The organism is Natronolimnobius baerhuensis, assembly GCF_002177135.1.
In the GTDB taxonomy this organism is placed as follows: domain Archaea; phylum Halobacteriota; class Halobacteria; order Halobacteriales; family Natrialbaceae; genus Natronolimnobius; species Natronolimnobius baerhuensis.
In genome coordinates this window covers 22,330-47,390 of the sequence record NZ_MWPH01000003.1, presented here as the reverse complement: position 1 = coordinate 47,390, position 25,061 = coordinate 22,330, and the positions used below count along the sequence as shown (strand labels likewise).

The window sequence follows — 25,061 nt, the reverse complement described above, 5'->3', positions numbered from 1 at the left end:
CACGTGACCCGTCGACTCCGTTCCGCAATCCTGTGTCTCTTCACGCGAGAGATACTACAAACGTGTATGGCCGACACCAGACAGTGGCGACTTGCGAGCCGTCCAACTGGCACACCGACAGCGGAGAACTTCGACCTCGTCACCGTCGAGCGCCCGGAACCCGGGCCGGGCGAGGTCCTCGTCCGAACGCTGTACCAGTCAGTCGACCCCTATATGCGCGGACGGATGCGCGACGCCGAATCATACGCCGAGCCGTGGGATGTTGGCGAACCGATGCAGGCCGGCGTCGTCGGCGAAGTCCTCGAGTCCGAGGCTGATTCGCTCGAGGCGGGCGACGTCGTCACGGGCAACCTGTTGTGGGCCGAACACGCGGTCGCGGACGCTGACGAACTCCGACGCGTCAACCCCGACCTCGGCCCCGTCTCGAGCGCGCTCGGCGTGCTCGGAATGCCCGGCATCACGGCCTACTTCGGCATGCTTGATGTCGCCGAACCGACCCCCGGCGATACCGTTGTCGTCTCCGGCGCAGCGGGCGCAGTCGGCTCCGTCGCGGGACAACTCGCGCGCCTGTCGGGTGCTCGCGTCGTCGGCACCGCGGGAAGCGACGAGAAAACCGACTGGCTCACCGACGAGTTGGGATTCGACGCCGCGATCAACTACACGGAGACGGACGACCTCGCAGGTGCGATGGCCGAGGCCTGCCCGGATGGCGTCGACGCCTACTTTGATAACGTCGGCGGCCCGATCACGGACGCGGTCTGGCCACTTCTAAACGTTCGCGCCCGCGTAGCCGTCTGCGGGCAGATCTCACAGTACAACGCGACTGAGCAGCCGACCGGGCCGCGAAAGCTCGGCAAACTCGTCGAGTCCCGCGCTCGCGTGGAGGGATTCCTCGTCGGCGACTATCAGGGACGCTGGGGAGAGGCACTCGAGCGCCTCTCGGGGTTCATCCACGAAGACGAGTTGCAGTACCGCGAGCACGTCGTTGATGGCTTCGAGAACGCGCCCGACGCCTTCCTCGGGCTGTTCGAGGGCGAGAACATCGGCAAACAGCTCGTGAAGGTGGCTGAACGCGACGTGTAACCCGATCAGCGCCCACACAGCGCCGGTCCCGAAGCTTTTTGCGCCGATTCTGCTATCATACAGCTATACCGACGACGATGGACCAAACTGACACCCACGCGGAGTCGATTCCTGACTCGAGCAGCGAGTCCGATGGCGACCCGCGGGAGGCGAACACGTCTGATTCCGGCCTCGAGGACACGGAGACGCTCACCCTGTCCGATGGTCGCACGCTCGCCTACGCAACGTTCGGCCCTGCAGATGGCACCCCACTGGTCTTTCATCACGGCACACCCGGCTCGAGCATCCTCGGTGCGGTACTCTCCTACGCCGCCCGCGGACAGGGCGTGCGCCTGATTGCGCCGACCAGACCCGGCTACGGCCGCTCCGATCCCTACCCGGAGGGTACCCTCGAGACGTGGGCCGACGACTGTGCGGAACTGGCCGACGAACTCGGCCTCGAGTCGTTTGCCGTCGCGGGCTTTTCGGGTGGTGGCCCCTACGCGTTGGCCGTCGCCGACGCCCTCCCCGAGCGCGTCACGGCCGCGGGCATCGTGAGCGCGCCGGTGCCCGAGAGCGCGGGCGTGTTCGGGACGCTCGCTCGATTCCCGCGACTACTCGGGCTCGCATTCCGTGCGAGCAACGCCTTCGCGCGCTACCGCGGCGACGAGTTCGTTGTCGACCAACTCACCGAGCGCTCGCTGCATGACATCACCGTCCGAATCGTTGGTCGAGACTTTCGGACTGCACTCGAGAACGGCCCTGCGGGCGCGGTCCGCGAGAGTCGCCTGCTCGCGGGCGAGTGGTCACTACCCGATCCTGGCTCTGCTGTCGAGACGACCGTCTGGCACGGGACCGGTGATACGAACGTGGCGCTCGAGCCCGTGCGATCCGTCTACGCGGAGCGAGAACACACGACGTTTCACACGGTCGAGAACGACCATCTGGGGACTCTGATTTCGGTTCGAAAAGATCTCGTCGCAATCGCAGAATAAGGCGTTCTAGTCCGTCAGCCCGTAGCCGATCTTGAACAGATAGACATCAATTGCGAGCACGACTGCGGTTAGTGCCGTCAGCACGCCGAGTGAGAGCCACGGCGCGATATCAGCGTAGGCGGCCGGTGCGACCTGGTGAAGATCCGAATACCCGAGCAGTCCGTAGCGCACGCTGTCGACCATGTAGACCATCGGATTCAGCAGGGAGACGGCCTGCCAGAGCGGCTCGAGCATCGTCAGCGAGTAAAAGACTGCGCCGAAGAACACCAGCGGCCGGAGGATGAACTGGTTCATCACCGTCAGATCGTCGAAGTCCCTGGCGACGAGCCCGCCGATGATCCCGAAGCCGGCGAACAACGCCGAGATGACGATCATCGTCGCGACGAGGAAGACGGCGTTCGCGACCGTGATCGGGACGAACAGCGCGCCGATGATGGCGACGATGACGCCGACAATCAGTCCGCGAACCGCGCTGGCGGCGACGTAGGCGACCACCATCTCGAGATAGGACAGCGGCGAGGTCAGCGTCTCGTGGATGTACTCGTTCCAGCGCCCGTGGAAGATCGAAAACGAGGCGTTCTCGAAGGCGTTCGAAATCGTGCCAAGCACGACGAGTCCGGGGATCAGAAAGAGGATGTAGCCGATCCCCGCGACGGGTTCGTCGATCCGCCCGCCCAGAATCACACCGAAGACGGCGAAGTAGAGCACGTTCGTGATCGCCGGCGGCATGAACGTGTTCTTGGGGCGGCGGACGAACCGCAAAATCTCGCGCTTGAACAGCGCGCGAAAGCCGACCGAGAGCATCAGGCGACCCCCTCCTGCTCGAGTTCGCGATCCGACGACGAGTCGTCGTCCGCACTCGAGGCCGACGACCGGGTCACCGTCCGGTCCTCGCTTCTCGTGAGATCGACGAAAATCTCCTCGAGCGATGTTCGGCTGATCTCGAGATCACCAATCTCGTGGCCCATCGCCTCCAAGTCGTTGAGTAACTGTGGCGCGGTCGAGCCGCCGTCATCGACGCGCACCTCGAGCGTCTCGCCTGACAGCGACACCTCGTGAGCGTAGCCGTCGAGGACGGGTGCAGTAGCCGGCGGCGACTCGAGGCGAACCGAAATCGTGTCCGTGCCGCGGGTTTTGAGTTCGTCCGGCGTCGCAACGGTGACTTTCCGACCTTCGTTCATGATCGCGACGCGGTCACAGAGGCGTTCGGCCTCCTCAATGTAGTGCGTCGTCAACAGGACAGTCGTCCCTTCCTCGTTGAGTTCGGTCACCAGTTCCCAGAGGTCGTGGCGCAGTTGCACGTCGACGCCCGCCGTCGGTTCGTCCAGAATGAGCAGGTCGGGATCGGTCACGAGCGCACGCGCGAGAAGGAGTCGGCGTTTCATCCCGCCGGAGAGCCAGTCGAAGCGTTCGTCGCGCTTATCGTAGATGCCGACGCGTTTGAGCACTTCGTCGGCGCGTTCGGCCGCCTCATCTTCGGGCAGACCGTGGTAGCCCGCCTTGTGCTGGAGGACTTCTTTGATCGGGAAGAATCGATCCACGTTGAACTCCTGTGGCGCGAGCCCAATTGCGTCTCGAGCCTGTCGGTAGTCGTCTTCGACGTCGTAGCCGAACACGCGTGCGTCGCCGCCGCTCTTGCGGACGAGACCGACCAGCGTGTTGATGAACGTCGTCTTGCCCGCGCCGTTGGGGCCGAGCAGGCCGAAGAACTCGCCTTCCTCGACTGTGAGCGATAATCCCTGTAACGCGCGTAACTCCCCATACTCCTTGACGAGATCGACGGTCTCGATAGCCGGTGGCATCAGTATCGCCGAATCGTCGGCCCCGACTGCGGTTAAGAATGTTGGTCCTCGAGCCTCGAGGCGGCGAGTACGGCCGGTTTCTGTCTGCTCTCGTCGTCGCCGTCGTCTTAGTCGGCCTAGTCGGCCGTCCGGGGCTGTCTCGAGGGATCGATTGCGCCGCTTTTCTGGACGATGTCGAACGCCGTCATCAGATCTGAGCGCGAGATCAGCCCAATGAGGTCACCGTTGTCGACGACGAGCAGGCGGCCGATATCGTTGTCGCGCATTTTCTCGATTGCTTCCATCGCGTTCGACTCGGGGGAAATGGTCTCGAGGTCGGTCGTCATCACGTCTTCGACCGTGTAGGCCTCGCGTTCGACGGGATCAATCGAACGGGCGTCAGTGAGTGTTACGAGGCCGATCAGTCGCTCATCCTCCCAGCCGCTGCTCTCGATGACCGGATAGCCGGTGTGGCGTTCGGTGAACATGCGCTGGATCAGCGTTGCGACCGATGTGTCTGGGGCGACCGTGTGGAGATCGCCTGCGGGCGTCATAATGTCCGCGACAGTCACGTCTTGGAAGGCTGCTTTCATCGTTACTTGCTGGGCCTCGCTCGAGGCGGCGATGTAGACAAAGAAGGCAACCCCGACGAGGACGATGTTGAACGGTGGGAGGATGCCGAAGATTCCCATGAGCACCGCGAAGATTTTGCCGACGGTTGCGGCTTGCTGCGTGGCTTTCGCGTAGGGCTTCGAACGGGCCAGAAACGCCCGCAGGACACGGCCGCCGTCCATCGGGAACGCGGGGAGCATGTTGAACCCGGCGAGCGCGATATTCAAGATTGCAAGATAGCCGAGGACGAAGCGTGCGCCGTCGAAACTAGCAGGCGTGAGATAAAAGAGGCCAAAGGAGGCGATGCCGACGAGAATCGAGACGATTGGGCCGGCAATCGCGATGTTGAACTCCTGTCGCCAGTCTTCGGGCATCTCGGAGAGTGCTGCAATGCCGCCGAACAACCAGAGCGTGATCGAATCGATTGGAAAGCCGTATCGCTGGGCAGTCAGCGAGTGGCCCAGTTCGTGGAGGATCACACCGACGAACAGTCCGACAGCAGCGGTAAAGCCCAGAATCCAGGGCATCATGCCGCCAGTTACGGCGTCAATATCGATTCCCGCACCGAGTGCCGTATTGAGCAACTCGGAGACGACATCGATCTGGAACCCAATAAGGTACGCAAAGAACGGTAATACCAGTAAGAACGTGATATCTAGCTTGATAGGAATGCCAAACAGCGAGCCAATCCGGAAACTCCTCATCATGCGGTATGCTACCTGTCTTTCTCTTAGAGACGCCGACGGTAAGAGGTTTCGCGTCACCGGCCTCGAGTGCCGCCACTAGCCGGGTGCTGATACGGTTCACTGCCCGTCATTCTCGGCCCAACCGCGATCCGGGCAGCGGGTACGCGGTAGATCGGTACAGCAATCCGTCTGACACCGTTCACGCTCTCCGTGCCACAATCTCACAGTCTAATCACACTCATCACAGCCAGTCTCTGCCTACTCGAGGCGGCCGCGATTGCCCTCGAGACGTACCGATTTCGCGTTCTGTACCTCCGCTGTGGGATGGCACCACTCGAGGACGCGGTTCGAAGGCTTTATCCGCACGGTAGGCTTCCGTTTTCGTAAGTAACCACCATGTCCGACAAACCTGCCTCCATGTACCGGGAGATCAGTAAGCCGGCCTACACGCGCCGCGAGTACATTACTGGGATCCCCGGATCGAAGATTGCACAGCACAAAATGGGCGACCTCACCAAAGACCCCGAGGATTACCCGATTCAGATCAGCCTCATCACCGAAGAGGAAGTCCAGCTCCGTCACGGATCGCTCGAGGCCTCGCGCCTGTCTGCGAACCGCCACATGCTGAAAAACGCCGGCGAGTTCCAGTACAAGATGATCCTGCGCAAGTTCCCTCACCACGTTATCCGAGAGAACAAGCAGGCAACCGGTGCGGGTGCAGACCGTGTTTCCGACGGGATGCGACAGGCATTCGGGAAGATCGTCGGAACGGCAGCCCGTATCGACGAAGGCGAGCGCATCTTCACCGTCTGGTGTGACGTTGAAGACGCCGAGTTCGCAAAGGAAGCGTTCCGCCGCGCCTACAACAAGATCTCGCCGCCGTGCCGTATCGTCGTCGAGAAGGGCGAAGAAGAACTGATCGCCTAGAAACGAACTTTTCCTCTACGGGTGCGCCTTCGGCGCACCCTCGGGAAAACTTCGATGAAAAGCACTCCTCCTTCCGTTCCGAACGCATAGCGTTCTCCACATCAGTCGTCGGCCCGCTCGCTCACTTGGTTCGCTCGCGGTCGAGACCGGTGTGGTGGCCTGCCCTCCCCCGAGTTGCGCGTCCCTCGCGGTTGCTCGAGACGCGCTCCCGGCCAAACGAGTGGAACGGGTGGCCACTCGGTTCGAGGCACCTTTTTATCGCTTCCATCCTGAATCTCGGTATGATCGATCTCGCGGTCGCCAACGACACGGAGACGTTCCAGCGGATGCGCGACCCGCTCGCCGAACGCGGTGTGCAGGTTCATCACGTGCCCGCGAGCGAGCGCATTGTCGACCTCGCGGAGCCGCCGTGGGATCCCGACGAGTACGATGCCGGCTACGTCTACCCCGGCCGGATCATGGAGGGTGGCGTTGCGGATGCGTTCCTCGAGGTGCCGTGGCTCAATGACCACGAGGCGGTGTTGACCTCGCGAAATAAGGCTGAAGTGATCGCCCGCCTCGAGCGGGCCGGCCTGCCGGTGCCGCGGTCCGTCTACGTCTCGAACGACGTGAGTGAGGCGACGCTGACGGACGTGTTCGAGCGGTTCGAGCCACCGGTCGTCGTCAAGCCGAACTCGACGACGCGCGGGACGGGCGTCGCGAAAGCTCACGACGTCGACTCGTTTCTGGGAATTTGTGACTACCTCTCGCTGGTTCACGACTACAAAGCGACCGGTGATCGCTCGTTTCTGGTCCAGGAGTACCTGCCGGATGCGGTCGACTATCGGGTAATGGTGCTCGAGGGCGAGTACGTTGGGGCGGTCGAGCGTCGACTCCCCGAGGCAGCCGTGTCGGACGGCCAGTGGAAGCACAACGTTCACCGTGGAGCTGAGGCGACGGGTGTGTCCCTGCCAGACCAGCATCGTGAACTCGCTGAGACCGTTGCTGATGAACTCGAGATTCCGTTTCTCGGTGTTGATTTACTCGAGACTGAAGGCCGGCTGGTGGTCAACGAAACGAATGCCCGGCCGACAATTGACGAGGAGACGAAGTACGAGTCGGGATTTTACGACCGGTTGGCAGCCACAATTCGGTCGCGTTCGTCATCGACATAGCGTCGGACTGTCTGCATAGTTGTGCGCGTGCAGTGGTGGGATGTCGACGGAAAACGAAACCGGAGCGACCGCGACGCCGTGCCTACTCGAGGCTGATGTCGGACGATTCCTCGGCTGAATCGAAGACGACCTCGAGGACGCCGTTGTTGTAGGTGGCAGAGGCCGTGTGTTCGTTGACGCGGGTCGGCAGTGAGACGCGTTCGTCGTACTGGCGGTGTTCGCTGCCGGCGGAGATGGTCAGGGTTGTGCCGTCACACTCGAGTTCGATGTTGTCTTTTTCGACACCGGGGAGGTCGGCAACGACACGGAGTTCCTCGTCGGTTTCGTGGATATCGACGTGGGTGTCCATGCCGAATCCGTTGTCGGTCGCAGTCGATGAGTCGAAGTCGACGTTGGCGTCGGCACCGTTCATCATGTCGTTCATCATCCGTTCAATTTCGCGAAACAGGTCGTCGAAGGGTTCGTCGCGGTCGTCTCGTCGCATGGGTGTCCATAGGGAAGGGAGGTGCAAAAACTTTCCCCGCCGTCTGCTGTTTGTGATACTGCGTCTTGATGAAGAAGTCCGTACTGGTCGCCGATGAAACTGACTGGCCTGTACTCGGACTCGAGTAGCGGTCAGTCGGCGGTCTGTCGGTCAATGGCGAGTTCGTCGCGCTTGCTCAGTCGGCCGCTGTCGATGCCGAGTGTCTCGTTCGTGAGCGCGCGACTCTCCGGACCGGGAAGATGGCCGGTGAGCGCGCGAATCGCGTCGACGTTTTCGGGCACGACGTCGGATTCCTGGTGAATCGCCTGCATACAGTAGAGGTCGTTGCCCTCGAGGGTGAGTGACTCCTCCCAGATGCAGTTCTCCCAGATGTCGCCACGTGGGCGGCCGGCGTCGAGTGCGAAGTCCTTGAGTGTGCCAGCGCCGTCGATGCCGGCGTACTCGGGGATGGTGAGGAGTCGGTCCTCGTCCTGGAGTTGCTCGCGAACAGCCGCGATGTCCTCGGGCGCGTTCTCGAGGGTGACGTTGACGGTGTGGAGGTGCATCATCGTCGTCGGCACCTTCAGGCCGATGGTATCAATGTCGAGTTCGGGAAAGACCGTCTGAACGTCGGGGCCGTGGTGAGAGGGAATTGACACCGGGTCCGGCACGGCGTCGTTGATTGGGCCGCGGCCGGTCTGGTTGGGGTCGCCGCCGCGACGGACCAGTGTTACGCGGGCCTTTTCGATACCGTAATTCTCGTACAGCGGCGCGAGAAAGCGCGAGAGTCCGGTCGTGTTACAGGAGACGACGCGAACGTAGTCAGCGTCTTCGGCCTCGTCGTAGTTGGCGCGCGCGTTGAAACTCACTTCTGCGACGGTCGCATCCTCGCCGCCCTGAAAGAGTGCCGGCGTCTCGTGGCGTTCGTACAGCGGGCGGTTCTGTGCACCGATTCCGGAGGGCGTTGCATCGACAATGACGTCGCTTTCGGCAACCAGGTCATCAACCATGCCGGCGAGGTCGATACCGATTTCGCGGAAGCCATCGGTGCGGTCCTCGTCGGCGGCGTAGACGGGGTACTCTGCCTCGGCAGCGCCCACTGCGACGTAGTCCGGGCTTCGCTTTGCGACGCCGTGGACCGTCATATCGGGCTGTGCCCGGACTGCATCCGCAACGCGTTTGCCGATGGTTCCGTACCCGTTGATTCCGACCCGTATCATACGGGTCAAACTCCACCGGCGACACTCATAACTGTTTTGCAGGTAAGTTACATATCTTAACTCGTAATTGAGTATCTGGGGAGTATAATGGGATACAACCACATGGTAACGTGTACACACCAATGACTAGAGACCTATCTTGGTTCTGATGTATTGGTCAATGGCAGCCTACTCACATCATGCATGCTATATGTTTACAAGCCCTGCTCGTCTTCGATGGGACAACGACTTTAACGATGGAACACCTACAACTCGCTTATGAGTGAACATTCGTACTCCGGGGATGCGGAGCGAGATGAGCCGCTCCGAATCGGGCTTAACGGGTTCGGCCGAATCGGGCGGAACGTCTTGCGCGCCTCACTCGAGAACGACGCCGTCGACATCGTCGCCATCAACGACGTGATGGACAACGACGATATGGAATATCTGTTCCAGTATGACTCCGTCCACGGCCGCCTCGAGGACGTTTCCCGCGACGATGACGTGCTCTCGGTTGGCGACCACGACGTGCAACTGCTCTCCGAGCGCGACCCCTCGGAACTCCCATGGGACGACCTCGACGTCGACGTTGCCTTCGAGGCAACGGGCCTGTTTCGCACACACGACGAGGCCGTACAACATCTCGAGGCTGGTGCGAAGAAGGTCCTGATCTCCGCACCGCCGAAAGGCGAAAAGGAGGTCCAGACCATCGTTTACGGCGTCAACCACGACGACTACGACGGCGAGGACGTCGTCTCGAACGCCTCCTGTACCACGAACTCCGTTGCCCCTGTCGTGAAGGTGCTCGACGAGGAGTTCGGTATTGACTCTGGCCTGCTGACGACCGTCCACGCCTACACCGGCACGCAGAACCTCATCGACGGCCCAAGCGGCAAGCGCCGCCGTGGCCGTGCCGCCGCCGAAAACATCATCCCGACCTCGACCGGCGCTGCCATCGCCACAACCGAAGTCCTCCCACAACTCGAGGGCAAACTCGACGGGATGGCGATGCGTGTGCCCGTTCCGAACGGCTCGATCACCGACCTGACCGTCGACCTTGAGGCCGACGTGACGAAAGACGAACTCGCTGATGCGATTCGCGACGCCGCTGACGACGAACTCGCCGGCATTCTTGGCTACACCGACGAAGAGATCGTCTCTCGAGATATCGTCGGGCTGCCGTTTTCGTCCTACGTCGACCTCGAGGGGTCGATGGTTCTCGAGGACGGCCTCGTGAAGGTCATCACCTGGTACGACAACGAGTACGGCTTCTCGAACCGGATGCTCGATCTGGCTGAGTACGTCATCGCCGAAGCCGACGATGTTAACGCCGAAGAGGCCGCAACTCACTGATCGCCGCTGCTCTTTGAACGTTTAAGCAACGTCGCCAACTGACAGTACCTATGACGACATTTCAGACCATCGACGACCTCGAGTCAGGCCAGCGCGTGCTGGTACGCATCGACATCAACGCCCCCGTCGAGGACGGGGTCGTTCAGGACAACCGCCGATTCGAGCGCCACGCCGACACCATTGCCGAACTGCTCGAGGCAGACCACGCGGTCGCCATCCTCGCCCATCAGGGCCGGCCGGGCCGAGACACCTTCGTCTCGCTCGAGCAACACGCCGACATTCTTGGCGACCACCTCGAGCAGGATGTTGGATTCGTCGCCGACACGTTTGGTGAGGACGCCCTCGCTGCAGTGTCGGCTCTCGAGGGCGGCGAGGCGCTCGTCCTCGAGAACGCGCGCATGTGCGACGAGGAGTTACCCGAAGAAGACCCAGACGTGAAAGCCAAGACGGCGTTCGTCCAAACGCTCGCCCCCGAGTTCGACGCCTACATTAATGACGCCTACTCGGCGGCACATCGCTCGCACGCCTCGCTCGTGGGCTTCCCGCAGGTAATGAACGCCTACGCGGGTCGCGTGATGGAAGCCGAGTACACCGCGAACTCGGCGATCCAAGAGCGCGAGTTCGACGGCCCCGTGACGATGGTACTTGGCGGGACGAAAGCCGAGGACCTCATCCCCGTCATCGAGCAGGTCGATGACACCGTCGACCGGTTCTGTCTCGGCGGTATCGTCGGCGAACTCTTCCTCCGGGCTGATGGCCACGACGTCGGCTATGACGTCGACGGCACCGACTTCTTCGACCAGCAGTGGGAGGATCACCAGGAGACCCTCGAGCGCGTGCTCTCCGAGTATGGCGACCGACTCCACCTGGCCAGCGACCTCGCCTACGAGGGTACCGAGGGCGAGCGGGCCGAGGAACCTGTTGTGGCAATCGAGAAGGAGACCTCCTATCTCGACATCGGTTCCGACACCGCCGAGGAGTACGCCGACCTCGTCGCCGACTCCGACGCCGTCTTCGTCAAGGGCGCACTCGGCGTCTTCGAGGACGACCGCTTCGCTGATGGCACCGTCACCGTCCTCTCAGCTATCGCCGACACTGACTGCTTCTCGGTCATCGGCGGCGGCGACACCTCCCGCTCGATTTCGATGTACGGACTCGAGGAAGCGGACTTTGGCCACGTCTCCGTCGCTGGCGGGGCCTACGTCCGCGCGCTGACCGGCGAGGGACTGGTCGGCGTCGATGTCCTCGAGCAGGATCCATAGCGCCGGGTTGTTTTGCGAGTCGGTTTTCCTGGGTGAGACGGACTGCTGTCACTGTGTCCCGCCGCTCTCGAGTGCGGGACGTATCAACGATGGAAACTGTCCACTGAAATCGGCCGAGGGAACCGAATCGGGGGTAACTTCTATCGGGGCGTTCGACAGAGATATGGATATGTCCGAACTTCGTGCTGGTGCTGAAACTGCCGTGCGACAGTGTCTCGAGCTTGGTGCTGATGAGTCGTGTGTGATCGTTACTGACGACAAGCGTGAACCGATTGGGAACGCGCTGTACGAGGTTGCAAGCGAGATCAGTGACGACGTAGCGTTGCTTCGCTATCCGCCGGGCGACCAACACGGTGCCGAGCCACCCGCGCCCGTCGCTGCGGCGCTACAGGGAGCCGATACCTTCCTCGCGCCGACAACAAAGAGTCTGAGCCACACCCGCGCTCGGTCCGAGGCGACTGACGCAGGCGCACGCGGAGCAACCTTACCGGGAATCACTGAAGAAGTCTTTATTACCGGCCTTGACGCCGACTACGACCGCATTCGGACAGAGTGCGAACGCACCATCGAGCGCGTTTCGGGAGCCGACGAAATCCGTGTTACGACCGACCGGGGCACCGACATCACGTTCAAATTGGGCGACCGCGAGTGGTTCGACGACACCGGCGACGTGAGCGAGCCCAGTTCGTTTTCGAACCTGCCCGCTGGCGAGGTATTCATCAGCCCTGAATCCGCAAACGGGACCTATGTCGTCGACGGGACGATGCGTCCCCACGGCTTACTCGAGGAGGGCCAGGACCTCGAGTTCGTCGTCGAAGACGGCTACGTCACCGAAATATCGGACGATGCGATTCGCCAACAGGTTGAAGAAGGCGCTGCGGAAGCCGGTGACGCGGCGTACAACCTTGCTGAACTCGGCATCGGAACGAACGTTGGCGTGACGGAACTCGTGGGGTCTGTCTTGCTGGATGAAAAGGCCGCGGGAACCGTTCATATTGCCATCGGCGACAACGCCGGGATCGGCGGCGAGACGGAAGCACCCCTCCACCTGGACGGCATTGTTCGCGAGCCAAGGGTCTACGTGGATGGTGAGGTACTCAAGTTGCCAGAAGCGTAGTTCGTCGCATAGACAGTTGACTGGTTCACTCAGTGCAGAGTTGGGCCCGACCGTGAGCACCGTTTGACTGCGCTGGAGAGTCGTTCTGCTGTGACAATCGCCAGCAGTGAAACGGATTCAGTGGTCTGGTAACATGAAGCGTCTCACACCTAGACAATGTATCACTCAGTACCTCAATTAGAAAAATACTTGTTGGTGTTGTCGTATCCACTATACGAATGTCTCGAGAACGTGGTGGTTCGAATAACACTCGGCGTAGCTTTTTGACAAAAACCGGTGCTGTTGGTATCGGATCGGTTGCACTGGCTGGCTGTATGGGCGATTCTGATGATGATGACGGTAATGGTGGAAACGGTGGAAACGGTGGCAGCGACGACGTTGAGACCATTACGTGGGTGATGAACCCTGCCGAAGAAACGATTGACATCGAAATCCAGTACCAGCCGCTGTTCGACCGCATCGAAGAGGAGTTCGATGTCGAAATCGATGGCGAGCCGACATCGAGTTACTCAGGAACGCTTGAGGAACTGGATCGTGCCAGTGAAGGTGATGCGATTCTGGCTGATACGTCGCCAAACGCCGTTCCGCTGCTTGGTCCCGATGTTGTCGATGTAGTCGGCATGCGCGAACAACACGGCGCAGAGCAGTACTTCGGAACCCTCGTGACGACCGCTGACAGCGGTATTACGGATATCTCGGACCTCGAGGGTGAAGCGATTGCAACAGGCGATACCGGCTCGGTTTCGGGCGGTATTGCGCCGCTGTGGATTCTCCAGGATGCCGGACTTGACATTGGTAACGCCGCACAGGGTGGCAGTGCCAATGACTTCGAGTGGCGTGGCGGCGTTGCACACGACCTCGCTGTCGAGGAACTGATTCAGGACGACACGATTGCAGCGGCGGGCGCAGGTGGATTCGCGACGCTTCCACACGTTCCAGCCGACCAGATTGAAGACGGCTTCCCAGAAGTCGCCGACATCTCTGCGGAGATGGACGGCGCTGGATCCCGTGATCCAGAACTTCGCCTGCTCGGTGCCTCGCCACCGATCCCACGCGCACCGATTCTCGTCAACGCCCAGTGGGAAGACGACATCCGCTACGATATCGAGGAGTTCATGATCGGTCTCGAGACCGAAGACCTCGATCACGATGCGTTCGATCTCGCCGATGACCTCAACCTCGACCTACCTGAGGGCCTGCTCGAGGATTACAACGATCCGGATGCGAGTGCTGACCCTGACGAGTACGACCTGAGTGAAGACCAACAGGACGACTGGGACGACTTCGACGACCACACGCTCTGGTTCACCGACATCATTGAGGCCGATCACGACGACTACGAGCCGATTGGTGACTTTGCGGACGAACTCGGTATCGATCTCGGGGACTTGTAACACGGTCGATCAGGGGATTGGATAGGCCACAACTAATCTGAATTCGAACCCAGGCTAACTAATGAGCAAAATTGTCGTTGATAATCTACGAAAAACGTACGGGGATACCGTTGCACTCGATGATGTTTCATTCGAGGTGCCTGCGGGTGAGTTCGTTATTATCCTCGGTGTCTCCGGGTCGGGGAAATCGACACTATTGCGCTGTCTCTCTTCGCTTACGACGCCAACTGCTGGGGAGGTCATTGTCGATGGTGAGCCGATGGTCCAGCCACGGCCGGAACTGGCAATGATTTTCCAGCAACACAACATCGTTGGCGATATGAGCGCCTACTCGAACGCGCTCTCGGGTGGAATCAATCGCTGCTCGTTCACCGAGAGCGTCCTGCAGTTACAGGACCTCGAGGAAAAACAGCGCGCACTCGAGGCACTCGATACCGTCGGGCTTCTGGAGGAAGCCGAACAGAAAGCACGCCGAATGAGTGGGGGGCAACAACAGCGTGTTGGCATCGCCCGCGCGCTAACGCAGCAACCGGAGGTGTTGCTCGCCGACGAACCGGTCGCGAGTCTCGATCCCGGGAGCGCACAGGACGTGATGCAGTATCTCCACCATGCAGCAAACGAACGGGAACTGACGACGTTTATCAGTCTCCATCAGGTCAACATCGCTCGAAAGTACGGCCAGCGATTTATCGGTCTTCACAACGGCCAGAAGGTCTTCGACGGCTATCGAGACGAGTTGACACTCGACGTTATCGACAGAATCTATGGCGATATCGACACGGACGGCATGTTCGTCCAAACCGACGACCAGACTGACCCAACCGATGAGAACAACGAAACGGGGGCGACACTGTGACTGACTCGACTGACAACGACCGTCCGGACCCCGCAACCGACGGCGGTACTGACCACTCTCAACGGCTCGAGTCCGCAAGTGACGGTGTCAACGAACAACTCGAGAACATTCGGCAAACGCGCCGTCAACGAGCACTTGGCTGGCTTGCTGGCGTGGCTGCGCTCGTGTTCATCTTGTTGCAGGGGCTTGCGGCAACGGAGTTCTTCGACGACGGCACGGAGTTCACTTGGAGTCACTTCTCGGGTCGGATGGGCGATTACTTCCCTGTTACAGACTACGGCGGGATTCCGTTCCTCGATGTTGGTCGGTACTGGGAGTTCATCTGGGTTAACGACCTGATCTACGATTCCGATATCGGTGGCTTGCTCTTTCAGTTCCCACCCAGCGGCGCGGATCTCTATGCGTTCTTCTTCCAGGAACTCGGCATGTTCGCGATCTTCGGTGAGGCCGGGATCACGCTCGCAATGGGGTTAGTCGGGACGATTCTCGGCTTCCCGCTTGCGTTACTGTTCAGTATCCTCGGCTCCGAGCGGGTCACACCGTTCCCGATCAACTTCATCTTCCGCGGAATCATGTCCTTTATCCGTGCGATTCCGGCGATCATCTGGGCGCTGATCTTCATCGCCCTCGTCGGACTCGGTGCCGCAGCTGCGACGCTCGCGATTGCGTTGAACACCATCGGGAACCTCGGCCGCCTCTTCGTCGAAGAACTCGAGGAACTCGAGGAAGGTCCTATCGAGGCGATGCAGATGACCGGTGCGAACAAGTCCCAGATTGTCTTCTTCGGGATGTTGAGCCAGGTCAAGACCTCGTTCATCGCCTGGACGCTGTACATCTTCGAGATCAACGTTCGGGCCGCCGTGACCGTCGGTGTTATCGGTGCCGGCGGACTCGGTGCGGTCGTCGCCGCACAGGAGAACTTCTTCAACTTCGCGAATATGATGGCGACGCTGCTCGTCATCTTCGTCCTCATCTTTCTCGTCGAACTGTTCAGTCAGCGCCTTCGCGCCCGACTGCGGTCTGACGAAGAGAAGATGGGGTGGCGCGAACTCATCGTCGGCATGCCGAATCGCTTTGCCGACTCGCTGATGAAGTAACGCGTTGCTGTCGCTCGTTTTTTCGACTCTCCGTTGTGTTTCTCTTCTGCGAATCGCGTGGCATCTGCCACCGCGAGTCCTCGTTTCGACGAATCGGTTTCATTTAGTACCGTCCGCTCCCAGACTGTACTCGTGCCCCGTCAACGACTCCTCGTCTACTGTGGCCTGCCTGGGGTTGGAAAGTCGGCAGCCTCCGCCTACACCGCAGACCAGTGTTCAGCAACTCGCTACCGGACTGACGAAATCCGCAAGCAACTGTTCGACGATCCGGAGTATACCGCCGAAGAAACCGCCACAACCTACGACGAACTGTTCGACCGCGCCCGTCGCGACCTCGAGGCCGGCGAGACCGTCGTCTGTGATGCGACCTTCCGTTCACAGCAGTTACGAGCGCGAGCAGCCGACCTCGCCGATGCTGTCGGCGTCGGCTTCGACATCGTCCATGTCACCTGCGATTCTGATATCGTCATCGACCGCATCGAGAGTCGCACGGACTCCGTCAGCGATGCCGACGTCCGCGTCCACAACCTCGTTCGCGATTCGTTCGAACCAATCGAACGCGACCACGTCGTCATCGACAACTCCGGCACGCTCGAGGAGACCTATCGACAGATCGACCACTCGATTCTGGCAGTGAGTAACGCGTAACTCGCCTCTGACGACGCTCTGACTATGCCATGACTACGATCAAAGACAGCGTTCACGACTATATCGAACTCGACCCGACCGCTGAGGCGCTGCTCGATACCGCTGCAATGCAGCGACTGCGAACCATTCGACAACTGAGCACCGTCCAACTCGTCTATCCCTCGGCGAACCACACCCGCTTCGAGCACAGCCTCGGCGTCTATCACCTCGCCTCGAGAGCTGTCGACCGACTCGAGGTCGACGAGCCGTTAGCCGAGCGACTGCGGGCAGCAGCACTCGTCCACGACGTCGGTCACGGCCCCTTCGGCCACCAGACCGAAGCCGCCATCGAGCGCCACATCGGTCGCCATCACGACGAAATCGAGTGGCTGCTCGCCGACAGCGAAATCGGTGCCGTCCTCGAGAACCACGGCCTCGAGCCTGAGGCCGTCGCAGCCACGGTCGACGGCCGCGGCCCGCTCGGCGAACTCGTCTCCGGCTCGCTCGATGTCGACCGAATGGACTACCTCGTCCGTGACGCCCACCACACCGGCGTTCCCTACGGGACAATCGACCACGCGCGCTTGCTCTACGCCCTGCGAATCGTCGACGGCGAACTCGCACTCGAGGCGGGCAACGTCGCGACCGCAGAGAGCGCGCTGATCGCCCGGACGCTGATGAACGCGACCGTCTATCGCCACCACGTCTCCCGGATCGCCGGCGCGATGCTCGACAGAGCAAGCGAACGACTGCTCGCGGACGGCCACGTCAATCCTGACCGATTCGCGCGGCTCACGGATGCAGAACTGCTCGCGACGTTCGCCGACTACGAGCCGACGGCTGATATGGCGACTCGCATCCGCGAGCGCGACCTCTACAAACGGGCTATCTGGGCGCGCCGACAGGACGTTCCCGACCGATTCGCCGGCCTCGAGTACGACCGAACACGCGCTCTCGAGCGTGAAATCGCCGATTTCGCAGGTGTCGATCCATCGGCAGTTATCGTCGACAGCCCCTCGGAACCGAGTTCGCCCGAATCTCGCGCCCGACTCGTTGTCGACGGCGAACTGCAGCGACTCGAGGAGCGCTCGTCGCTCGTCGCCGGTCTCGACGCCTGTGCTCGAGAAATTTGGCGACTCGGTGTCTATGCGCCACCGGCCGTCGTCGACGACGTTCGCGAGGCAGCAGCGGACGTCTTGACGGTCGACCCGGTTATTGCGCCGTAAGTTACTGACCCGAACCGGCAGAATCTCGTTCGTCTAACCGCTGTTCGTACTTCTCGAGTGCTTCCTCGAGCGCTGCGTCCGCGTCAATCTCGAGGTCATCTGCGAGCGCGAGCAGGGCAAAGAGGACGTCACCGATTTCGTCGGATTCGATTGCGAGGGCGTCAGGACTCGAGCCGTACCCTGTCGAGGTGTTTGCGTCCTTGGCGAGTTCGCCGATCTCGGAGACGAGATCGAGCAGTCTGTATTCGGGTGGCGTCTCGAGGTCGTAGGTGTGGATGAAGTCTGCGACTCGTTGTTGGTGATCGTCCATGTACTCGGGTCGATTCCCTTGGAAGAAATATAATTCGCTTCTATCGACTCACTCGAGACAAACATATGTCCGCGTTGTTCCGACGCCCTCGAGCGGTCGAATGCGTTTTGTAACCGTCGAAAGGACAGCGTGGGAGTCGTCTCCCTCGAGTTCGACCATGATATCGAAGTCGCCCGCGATGACGAATGCGTCGACAACCCCGTCAGTCTCACGGAGCGTTCGACACACAGCTTCGGACATTCCAGCCGAGGTGCTGACCAGTGTGTATGTGTGTCTCATTCTCTCGTAGGTACCTCCTCAGCGAACAAATAACGAAAGCGTCGCCGGAGTGTTGGTCTCGATATCGTCCAGCAAAACACGTTTCACTGCCGACCGAAATCATAGTCTATGACCGATACAACCGCCGAGATCGTTCTTTTTGAGGGGTTCGACGAACTCGATGCAATCGGCCCCTACGAGGTCTTCGAGAACGCGGCGCAGGCTGGCGCATCGCTCGAGACGGATCTGGTCACGCTCGAGGAGACCGATCTCGTGACGGCGAGTCACGGTCTCCGGGTCGAACCGGATGGGACACTGGGCGAGCCTGACCTCCTCGTCGTTCCCGGTGGTGGGTGGACGACCGCGGATGGTGGCGTTCGCGCGGCGGTCGACGACGGCGTGCTCCCTGAAGCAGTCGATGAAACCTATACCAAGGGCGCGACCGTTGCGTCGGTCTGTACGGGGGCGATGATCTTCGCCGAGGCTGGCCTGCTCGAGGGCCGGCCTGCCACAACCCACGATGTCGCACTCGAGGACCTCGCAGAGACCGCGACGGTGGTCGACGAGCGCGTCGTCGACGACGGCGACATCCTGACTGCGGGTGGCGTCACGTCGGGGATTGATCTGGCACTGTGGCTCGTCGAACGCGAGTTCGGCGCAGATATTGCGGATGCAGTCAGCGACGAGATGGCTCACGACCGGCGCGGTTCGGTCTTTGCCTGATCCTTTCTGACCGGCCAAACGGCTATACGCGCCCACCGGGTACGCCGAGGTACCAATGCAGGCAGTGCTCTTTGATATGGACGGCGTGCTCGTCAACAGCGAAGATTACTGGACCGAGTTCCAGCGCGACCAACTCCTTCCCGCGGCGGTTCCCGACGGCGACGTCGACGTCGCCGAAGTCACCGGGATGAACTACCGCGAAACCTACGACTATCTCGAGGAAACCTACGGCACCGCTATCGGGCGCGATGACTTCGAAGACCGCTTCGAGACGGCGGCCCGAGCGATGTATCGCGACCACGTCGACCTGCTGGACGGTCTCCCCGGCCTGCTTGAGCGACTCGAGGATCGCGGCCTCGAGACGGCTGTCGTCTCCTCGTCACCCCAGGAGTGGATCGGCTGGGTACTCGAGCGATTCGAGCTTGAAGATGACTTCGATGAAGTCATCAGCGCCGAAGATATCGACGCCGCCGGAAAACCTGCACCGGACGTCTTCGAGTACGCCGCGAGCGAGGTTGGCGCGTCGGCTGCTGAGTGCGTTGTGGTTGAGGACTCCGAAAATGGCGTCGAGGCAGGCGCTCGAGCGGGTGCGTTTGTTGTCGCCTATCGAATCGATGCCCACGATGGGTTGGATCTCTCGCCCGCGGACGACGTGGCCGATTCGCCGGCCGAGTTGCGGGAGACGGTGCTCGAGGCGAGCGAGCGTTAGACAGCCAGGTACTCCGTGACTTCTTCGCGCGACTGGATTCGGTCAGGTCCCAGTTCGTCGATGATCGTTCCCTTGTCGATTGCGTAACATCGTTCGGCGAGATTCTGGACGACGTGGAGATTTTGCTCGACGAACAGAATCGTCGTTCCGAGGTCGCGATTGACCTGTTTGAGGTCGCGCGTAATGTCCTGGACGATTGACGGCTGGACCCCTTCGGAGGGTTCATCGAGCAACAGGAGGTCCGGATTGCCGATCAGTGCCCGGCCGATTGCGAGCATCTGCTGTTGCCCGCCGGACATCGTTCCCGCCTGTTGCGTGCGTCGCTCCTCGAGAATGGGGAAATAGTTGTAGACGTCGTTGTACCGAATTGTCGAATCGTCCTCGTTGATTCCCTCACCCATCCGGAGATTTTCCTCGACAGTCAGATCGGGAAAGACGTCTCGTCCCTGTGGAATGTAGCCCATCCCACGGCGAGCGCGTTCGTCAGCGCTGACCCAGATATTCGACTTCGAACTGGTGTTGAAGACGCTGGCAAGACGGGCTCTGAACTCGCTCGAGTCCGCAGTGCCCGTCTCAGACGCAGCCGCGTCGGCGACGCGTTCGCCCTTGAAGACGATTCGGCCGGAACTGGCCTCGAGCAGGCCCATGATCGCTTTGATGAGCGTCGTTTTTCCGACGCCGTTTTTCCCCATGATGCCGACGATTTCGCCGTCGTCGACAGTGAGCGAGATATCTCGCAATATCGGTGTCTTGCCGTACGATACATCGAGGTTTTCGACTGTGAGCATCATTCTTCTTCACCCAGGTAGATTCGTCTGACATCGGGATCGTTTCGAATGTCCGCAATCGATCCTTCGGTGAAGATCTCACCTTGGTGCAAGACCGTCACTTGATCTGCAATCGACTCGACGAAGTCGATGTCGTGTTCGATGACGATGAACGCGACGCCGTCTTCCTCGTTGATCGTCGTCAGGAGATCAGCGATTTCGCTGGTCTCTTCGACTGACAGTCCCGCGACCGGTTCGTCGAGCAACATGAGATTCGGCTCGAGACTCATCGCCATCGCGATCTCGAGGCGCTGTTGTTGGCCATGTGAGAGAGTAGACGCCATCTCATCGCCCGTTTCGGCCAGGTGGAATCGCTCGAGGAGTTCGTGTGTTCGCTCCTCGAAGTTCGCGGGGTCGGCGACGGTCTGGAGCGGAATCCGAATGTTTTCGCGGACGGTCAGATTCGGGTAGATACTCGGCACTTGGAACTTGATACTGATTCCACGTGTGACTCGTTCGTGGGACGGAAGCGTCGTGATCTCGCTTCCATCGTAGTAGATCGAGCCATCAGTTGGCTCGAGGCGGCCGGTGAGGAGTTTGACGAAAGTACTCTTTCCAGCGCCGTTCGGGCCGATCAGACAGCGAAGTTCGCCCTCGTCGATGCCGAAGTCGATGTCGTCGGTTGCGGTCAGTCCACCGAACTCCTTGCGAAGGTCGCGTGTCTGGAGAATGGTCTCCGTGTCGACACCGGTTTCGTCGACTGCGACGTTGGTTTTGACTGTTGGATCGCTGGTTCCCATCAGTCGCTCACCTCCTCGGTCGCAGCGGGTGTTCCGGAGTCGTCGTGGCGGCGTTCCCGGAGGGAGACGACCAGATCACGGATGCCTGGGGCGATCCCGTCAGGAAGGACGAGCATGACGACGATGAGGAGGGAGCCAACGATGACGAGCGCCCACTCACCGGTGAGTTGGATCTGGAGCCATTGGATGGCAATCGCCGCAGCGACTGTTCCAGCAATTGACTCGCGACCGCCGATGCTGGCCCAGATGACCGGCATTGCAGCAGCGGTAATCGCGAACTCGCTTGGGTCGATGTAGTTCCCCCACGTGACGAACAGAACACCGCTGAGTCCGGCGAGTGCACCGCCGAGTGTGAACGTCACGAACTTGATAAATGTCGTGTTGTAGCCAAACATCTCGGTTCGGGCTTCGTCCTCTCGCGTGGCGACCATCGCGTAGCCAAACTGGCTGTTGACGAGCGCGCGGAGTCCAAGTACCGTCGCCACGAGGACAAGCAGCACCACGTAGTAGTGCATCGCACCGGCGAACTCGAGGCCGGTGGTGCCGATACCGACTGCGAGGTCGGGAACGCCGACCATGCCGTTGAACCCGCCCAGTCGGGCCTCGCCGATGGCCCACTCGCTGCCTGCGGTCTGTCCCATGAAGGTGTGTAACACGAGCGCGACGACCAGCGTAATGATCGTCACGTAGACCTCGCGGATGCCTCCGTAGAACATGAAGTAGCCGAGCAGGGCTGCGAATAATGTTGCGACGAGAACGCCAGTGACGATCCCGAGGGTCGCGCCGGTGTACGTCGAGATGTTGATTGAGACGATCCCGAACGTGTAGCCAGCAATGCCGAAGAAGGCGACCTGGCCGAAACTGAGGATGCCACAGAATCCCCAGATGAACGCCAGACTCACACCCAACAGCGCGTAGACGAGATACACCGAACTCGACTCTGCGGCGTACGCGCCGAACAACAGCGGGTAGAGTGCGAGCAAGGCGACTCCCAGTGCGAAACTCGCCCAGAACGCATTCGAGTTCCCGATGGTGTTCGGCCCTTCGAACGGTGCGCGAACACTGGCAAGGAGCGATGAATCGGATTTCGAACTCATTCTGACTGCCCCCACTTTTCACGCAGATCTCTGAGCAAGCCGGTGATTCCATCCGGCATGACCCGAATTGCGATGATTGCCGTCAGGAGCAAGAAGACGGTTCCGATGAACTGGCCCCACAGGTTGGCGAAAAACGCGTCGACGGCCCCGAGCAGTGCGCCAGCCAGTGGCGTTCCGAGCAGGACCGACGGCCCACCGACGACGACGGCGACGAAGGCCTCGACGAGGAAGTACGTCCCGAGTTCGGGTGACATGGTGGTTGCTGGCGCGTACAGTGCCCCAGTCAACCCAGCCAGTGCTGACCCGATTGCAAACGTCGAGAGGTACATCCGATCGGTGTCGACGCCCATGCTGCGGGCTGTCTCTTCGTCCTGAATCGTCGCTCGAGCCCGAACGCCGAACGTTGTTCGAGTGAACACGACGTACAGTGCGACGAGCGTCACTATCGCAGCCGATGCGAGAAAGACGCTCCGGTACGTCGAGTAGGAGTACGGACCGTAGCTGATACCGCCAAACGGCGTCCCGATCTGGTTCAGCGAGTTGCCAAAGACGATTCTGGTCAACTGAACCATGACGAGGCTAATCCCGAACGTAACCACCATCGAATCGAGCAACCGCCCGTAGAGGTGACGGATAATCGTTCGCTCGAGGATCACGCCGAAAATCGTCGTCACGACAACGCCGGCAACCATCGCAAGCGGGAGTGGCAAGCCAGCGTGAAACGATAGCGTCGTCGCGTACGCCCCGACGAGGATAAACTCGCCATGTGCGAGGTTGATGATGCCCATCATCCCGAAGATGATCGCTAACCCTATTGTCGCGAGGACGATAAACGCGAAGCTATCGAGGAACTGAAAGCCGAAGTTCAGCAGTTCGTAGAGGGCGTCCATTCTAGATCAGATCGTAGAACTCTTCTGGCTCGTACTGGGTTTGTTCGGCCTCCTCAGTCAAGTCACACCCAACCTCGTGGAGGAACGTCGGCTCGATGTACTGTTCCTCGTCGAAGGTTACCTCGTGATTTTCGTCTGCATGACCGATTCGCATGTGGTGAGTCATGTGATGGGTCGCTGGATCGAGTTCGATTGTCCCCTCGGGAGCATCGATTTCCATTCCGCTCTCGAGTTCGGCAATGACTGCCTCTTGATCGAACGTGCCAGCGGCTTCGACGGCGTCGGCCCACATGTGGATCGAGAAGTAGTTGTTCTGGGCCTCCTGGTTGAGGTAGTCCGCATCTGGGTACTCCTCGTAGAAGGCGTCGACGAACGTTTGACTCTCCTCGGTCTCGAGTTCCTCCATGTAGTTGACGCCAACGTACATGTCCTCGAGGGCGGGTGGATCAAGACGCAGGTGTTCGTACCCTTGGGCCATCGTTGTCGACGATCCCATGGGAATGTCGAGGCCGGTGTCGGCACGCTGTTCGTAGAAGTTGGCGTGACTGTCACCGACGAGCATTGAGGCGATGAAGTCGGGATCTTCACCCTGAATATTGTTGATCGTCGACCCGAAGTCGGTCTCACCCAGTGGGATGTACTCTTCGCCGACGACCTCTGCACCGTGTTCTTCGGCGAGAATGCGGACCCAGTCTCCCGAAATCTGCCCGAAGTTGTAGTCTGCGGCAATCGTGTAGATGCGCGGGCCGTATTCTTCGATCATGTACGGGATCACTGCACCTAGTTGCTGGCGGGCGGTTGCCCCCATCGCGAACGTCGTACTATCACAGACGCCACCCTCGTACTGCGTCGTGTAGAAGTACAGCTGCTCTTCGTCGTTGATGATCGGGCGAATCGCCTCACGCGTTGCGCTCGAGTAGCCTGCCCAGAGTGCGTCGACGTTTTCGCTGTTGATCGCCTCTCGAGTGAGTTCCTGGTAGCGCTGGTTGTCCGACTGTGGATCCGGATCGTACACCTCGATTTCCTCGCCGAGAACGCCTCCGTTTGCGTTGAGTTCCTCGACGGCAAGCAGTGACGCCTGCCACTTTGATTCGCCGTTGAGCGCGAACTCACCGGATCGATCCTCGAGAATGCCGATGGTTGGCGCTCCATCCTCGTCGTCTGAACCACCGAGAACGCCACCATCGCTGAGACAACCGGATAGCCCGATGGCTGTCCCGGCAGTACCGGCAGCGAGAATGTCACGACGTGACAGTGAGCGACGACTCATTGTGCCCCACCGCAAATTTCGTTCGACTTCATATGCTGATCGTAACCTGATTCCCCAATAGTAGACAACATGTGTCCGTTCATTAGCCACTTATCACGGAAAGACGAGAGATATAAAAGGATTGCTTCAAGGATATATAGAACATTAGGTAGAATGAAAGTCACTCTAATCAGGTAGAACCTCTGTGAACACCCTATTATACTGGACGTATGTTTTCTTTCTATAGCTTCATCGCTTTCTGTTCTGACTCGAGGCGGCCCCGGTTCGTACACTAGTCTGCTCTCTTGATAGTCGTACAACAGGATATGTCCGCAGACGCCGTTGGCGATACGCACTGAATACGTATCCGTTGTTGTGACAAATCTGTATATAAATTATACTATTCACTCAAAAGACTACGTAGGTGGGCAAATATTGTCCTACAGC

The 25,061-nt window shown here is 60.2% G+C and carries 26 protein-coding genes; 14 read left to right on the top strand and 12 right to left on the bottom strand.

The window, feature by feature from the left end; genetic code table 11:
* The first annotated feature begins 66 nt into the window (after positions 1-66).
* Positions 67-1,083 (top strand): NADP-dependent oxidoreductase, encoded by a 1,017-nt coding sequence (locus B2G88_RS12800; RefSeq protein ID WP_087714994.1) that lies wholly within the window; start codon positions 67-69, stop codon positions 1,081-1,083.
* Between the two features lie 77 nt (positions 1,084-1,160).
* Positions 1,161-2,057, top strand: a complete 897-nt coding sequence (locus B2G88_RS12795; protein ID WP_087714993.1) for an alpha/beta fold hydrolase — start codon at positions 1,161-1,163, stop codon at positions 2,055-2,057.
* 6 nt (positions 2,058-2,063) lie between these two features.
* Here the strand turns inward: B2G88_RS12795 and B2G88_RS12790 are convergent, their stop codons facing one another.
* From B2G88_RS12790 to B2G88_RS12780, 3 genes are all read right to left on the bottom strand, one after another.
* A complete protein-coding gene (locus B2G88_RS12790; RefSeq protein WP_054863328.1) occupies positions 2,064-2,861 on the bottom strand; it encodes an ABC transporter permease in 798 nt (265 codons plus the stop codon).
* Complete coding sequence (locus tag B2G88_RS12785) at positions 2,861-3,859, bottom strand: ABC transporter ATP-binding protein (RefSeq protein WP_054863327.1); 999 nt, start codon at positions 3,857-3,859, stop codon at positions 2,861-2,863. The genes B2G88_RS12790 and B2G88_RS12785 overlap by 1 nt, the downstream gene beginning before the upstream one ends.
* Before the next feature lie 116 nt (positions 3,860-3,975).
* Positions 3,976-5,157, bottom strand: coding sequence for a CBS domain-containing protein (locus B2G88_RS12780; protein WP_054863326.1), 1,182 nt, complete (start codon positions 5,155-5,157; stop codon positions 3,976-3,978).
* Positions 5,158-5,532: 375 nt separating this feature from the next.
* On the opposite strand from B2G88_RS12780, the gene B2G88_RS12775 reads away from it, so the two are divergent.
* A complete protein-coding gene (locus tag B2G88_RS12775) occupies positions 5,533-6,063 on the top strand; it encodes a 50S ribosomal protein L16 (protein WP_054863325.1) in 531 nt (176 codons plus the stop codon).
* A gap of 281 nt (positions 6,064-6,344) precedes the next feature.
* Entirely contained in the window at positions 6,345-7,217 is an 873-nt protein-coding gene (locus B2G88_RS12770) for an ATP-grasp domain-containing protein (protein WP_054863332.1), read from the top strand.
* A gap of 82 nt (positions 7,218-7,299) precedes the next feature.
* On the opposite strand, the gene B2G88_RS12765 is transcribed toward B2G88_RS12770, so the two are convergent.
* Both B2G88_RS12765 and B2G88_RS12760 read right to left on the bottom strand, forming a co-directional pair.
* Positions 7,300-7,701 (bottom strand): Hsp20/alpha crystallin family protein, encoded by a 402-nt coding sequence (locus tag B2G88_RS12765; protein ID WP_054863324.1) that lies wholly within the window; start codon positions 7,699-7,701, stop codon positions 7,300-7,302.
* Positions 7,702-7,832: 131 nt separating this feature from the next.
* On the bottom strand, positions 7,833-8,900 hold the full coding sequence (locus B2G88_RS12760; RefSeq protein ID WP_087714992.1) for a type II glyceraldehyde-3-phosphate dehydrogenase: 1,068 nt from the start codon (positions 8,898-8,900) through the stop codon (positions 7,833-7,835).
* 258 nt (positions 8,901-9,158) lie between these two features.
* Here B2G88_RS12760 and gap point away from each other — a divergent pair, with 258 nt between their 5' ends.
* The 8 genes from gap (at position 9,159) to B2G88_RS12720 (ending at position 17,811) form a co-directional block, all read left to right on the top strand.
* A complete protein-coding gene (gene gap, locus B2G88_RS12755) occupies positions 9,159-10,232 on the top strand; it encodes a type I glyceraldehyde-3-phosphate dehydrogenase (RefSeq protein WP_087714991.1) in 1,074 nt (357 codons plus the stop codon).
* A 50-nt stretch (positions 10,233-10,282) separates the two neighbouring features.
* Positions 10,283-11,494: a phosphoglycerate kinase gene (locus tag B2G88_RS12750; protein ID WP_087714990.1), complete on the top strand. Its 1,212-nt coding sequence runs from the start codon at positions 10,283-10,285 to the stop codon at positions 11,492-11,494.
* A 169-nt stretch (positions 11,495-11,663) separates the two neighbouring features.
* A complete protein-coding gene (locus tag B2G88_RS12745; RefSeq protein ID WP_087715353.1) occupies positions 11,664-12,611 on the top strand; it encodes an aminopeptidase in 948 nt (315 codons plus the stop codon).
* A 398-nt stretch (positions 12,612-13,009) separates the two neighbouring features.
* The gene (locus B2G88_RS12740; RefSeq protein ID WP_087715352.1) at positions 13,010-14,005 is read left to right on the top strand and encodes a phosphate/phosphite/phosphonate ABC transporter substrate-binding protein; all 996 of its coding nucleotides are present in this window, start codon (positions 13,010-13,012) and stop codon (positions 14,003-14,005) included.
* 61 nt (positions 14,006-14,066) lie between these two features.
* Positions 14,067-14,861, top strand: coding sequence for a phosphonate ABC transporter ATP-binding protein (locus tag B2G88_RS12735; protein WP_087714989.1), 795 nt, complete (start codon positions 14,067-14,069; stop codon positions 14,859-14,861).
* Entirely contained in the window at positions 14,858-15,958 is a 1,101-nt protein-coding gene (phnE, locus tag B2G88_RS12730; protein ID WP_054863321.1) for a phosphonate ABC transporter, permease protein PhnE, read from the top strand. The genes B2G88_RS12735 and phnE overlap by 4 nt, the downstream gene beginning before the upstream one ends.
* A gap of 132 nt (positions 15,959-16,090) precedes the next feature.
* Positions 16,091-16,606 carry an AAA family ATPase gene (locus B2G88_RS12725; RefSeq protein WP_054863331.1) on the top strand — a complete coding sequence of 172 codons (516 nt, stop codon included), beginning with the start codon at positions 16,091-16,093 and terminating at the stop codon, positions 16,604-16,606.
* Between the two features lie 29 nt (positions 16,607-16,635).
* Complete coding sequence (locus B2G88_RS12720) at positions 16,636-17,811, top strand: HD domain-containing protein (RefSeq protein ID WP_087714988.1); 1,176 nt, start codon at positions 16,636-16,638, stop codon at positions 17,809-17,811.
* Between the two features lies 1 nt (position 17,812).
* Here the strand turns inward: B2G88_RS12720 and B2G88_RS12715 are convergent, their stop codons facing one another.
* Both B2G88_RS12715 and B2G88_RS12710 read right to left on the bottom strand, forming a co-directional pair.
* Positions 17,813-18,121, bottom strand: a complete 309-nt coding sequence (locus B2G88_RS12715; protein WP_054863320.1) for a MazG nucleotide pyrophosphohydrolase domain-containing protein — start codon at positions 18,119-18,121, stop codon at positions 17,813-17,815.
* 48 nt (positions 18,122-18,169) lie between these two features.
* Positions 18,170-18,400, bottom strand: a complete 231-nt coding sequence (locus B2G88_RS12710; RefSeq protein WP_087714987.1) for an Lrp/AsnC ligand binding domain-containing protein — start codon at positions 18,398-18,400, stop codon at positions 18,170-18,172.
* Positions 18,401-18,508: 108 nt separating this feature from the next.
* Between B2G88_RS12710 and B2G88_RS12705 the strand changes: the two genes are divergently transcribed.
* Together B2G88_RS12705 and B2G88_RS12700 are read left to right on the top strand one after the other, a co-directional pair.
* The gene (locus B2G88_RS12705; protein WP_054863318.1) at positions 18,509-19,102 is read left to right on the top strand and encodes a DJ-1/PfpI family protein; all 594 of its coding nucleotides are present in this window, start codon (positions 18,509-18,511) and stop codon (positions 19,100-19,102) included.
* Between the two features lie 55 nt (positions 19,103-19,157).
* Entirely contained in the window at positions 19,158-19,811 is a 654-nt protein-coding gene (locus B2G88_RS12700; RefSeq protein WP_087714986.1) for an HAD family hydrolase, read from the top strand.
* Here B2G88_RS12700 and B2G88_RS12695 read toward each other — a convergent pair.
* From B2G88_RS12695 to B2G88_RS12675, 5 genes are read right to left on the bottom strand one after another with little or no spacing between them, the layout of a single operon-like run.
* Complete coding sequence (locus B2G88_RS12695; protein WP_087715351.1) at positions 19,808-20,599, bottom strand: ABC transporter ATP-binding protein; 792 nt, start codon at positions 20,597-20,599, stop codon at positions 19,808-19,810. The two genes, B2G88_RS12700 and B2G88_RS12695, sit on opposite strands and share 4 nt — an antisense overlap.
* Positions 20,599-21,378 carry an ABC transporter ATP-binding protein gene (locus tag B2G88_RS12690; protein WP_054863316.1) on the bottom strand — a complete coding sequence of 260 codons (780 nt, stop codon included), beginning with the start codon at positions 21,376-21,378 and terminating at the stop codon, positions 20,599-20,601. The genes B2G88_RS12695 and B2G88_RS12690 overlap by 1 nt, the downstream gene beginning before the upstream one ends.
* Positions 21,378-22,475, bottom strand: a complete 1,098-nt coding sequence (locus B2G88_RS12685) for an ABC transporter permease subunit (RefSeq protein WP_054863315.1) — start codon at positions 22,473-22,475, stop codon at positions 21,378-21,380. The genes B2G88_RS12690 and B2G88_RS12685 overlap by 1 nt, the downstream gene beginning before the upstream one ends.
* On the bottom strand, positions 22,472-23,365 hold the full coding sequence (urtB, locus tag B2G88_RS12680; protein ID WP_054863314.1) for an urea ABC transporter, permease protein UrtB: 894 nt from the start codon (positions 23,363-23,365) through the stop codon (positions 22,472-22,474). Before urtB ends, B2G88_RS12685 begins: the two co-directional genes overlap by 4 nt.
* 1 nt (position 23,366) lies before the next feature.
* Complete coding sequence (locus tag B2G88_RS12675) at positions 23,367-24,635, bottom strand: urea ABC transporter substrate-binding protein (RefSeq protein ID WP_054863313.1); 1,269 nt, start codon at positions 24,633-24,635, stop codon at positions 23,367-23,369.
* Positions 24,636-25,061 lie beyond the last annotated feature (426 nt).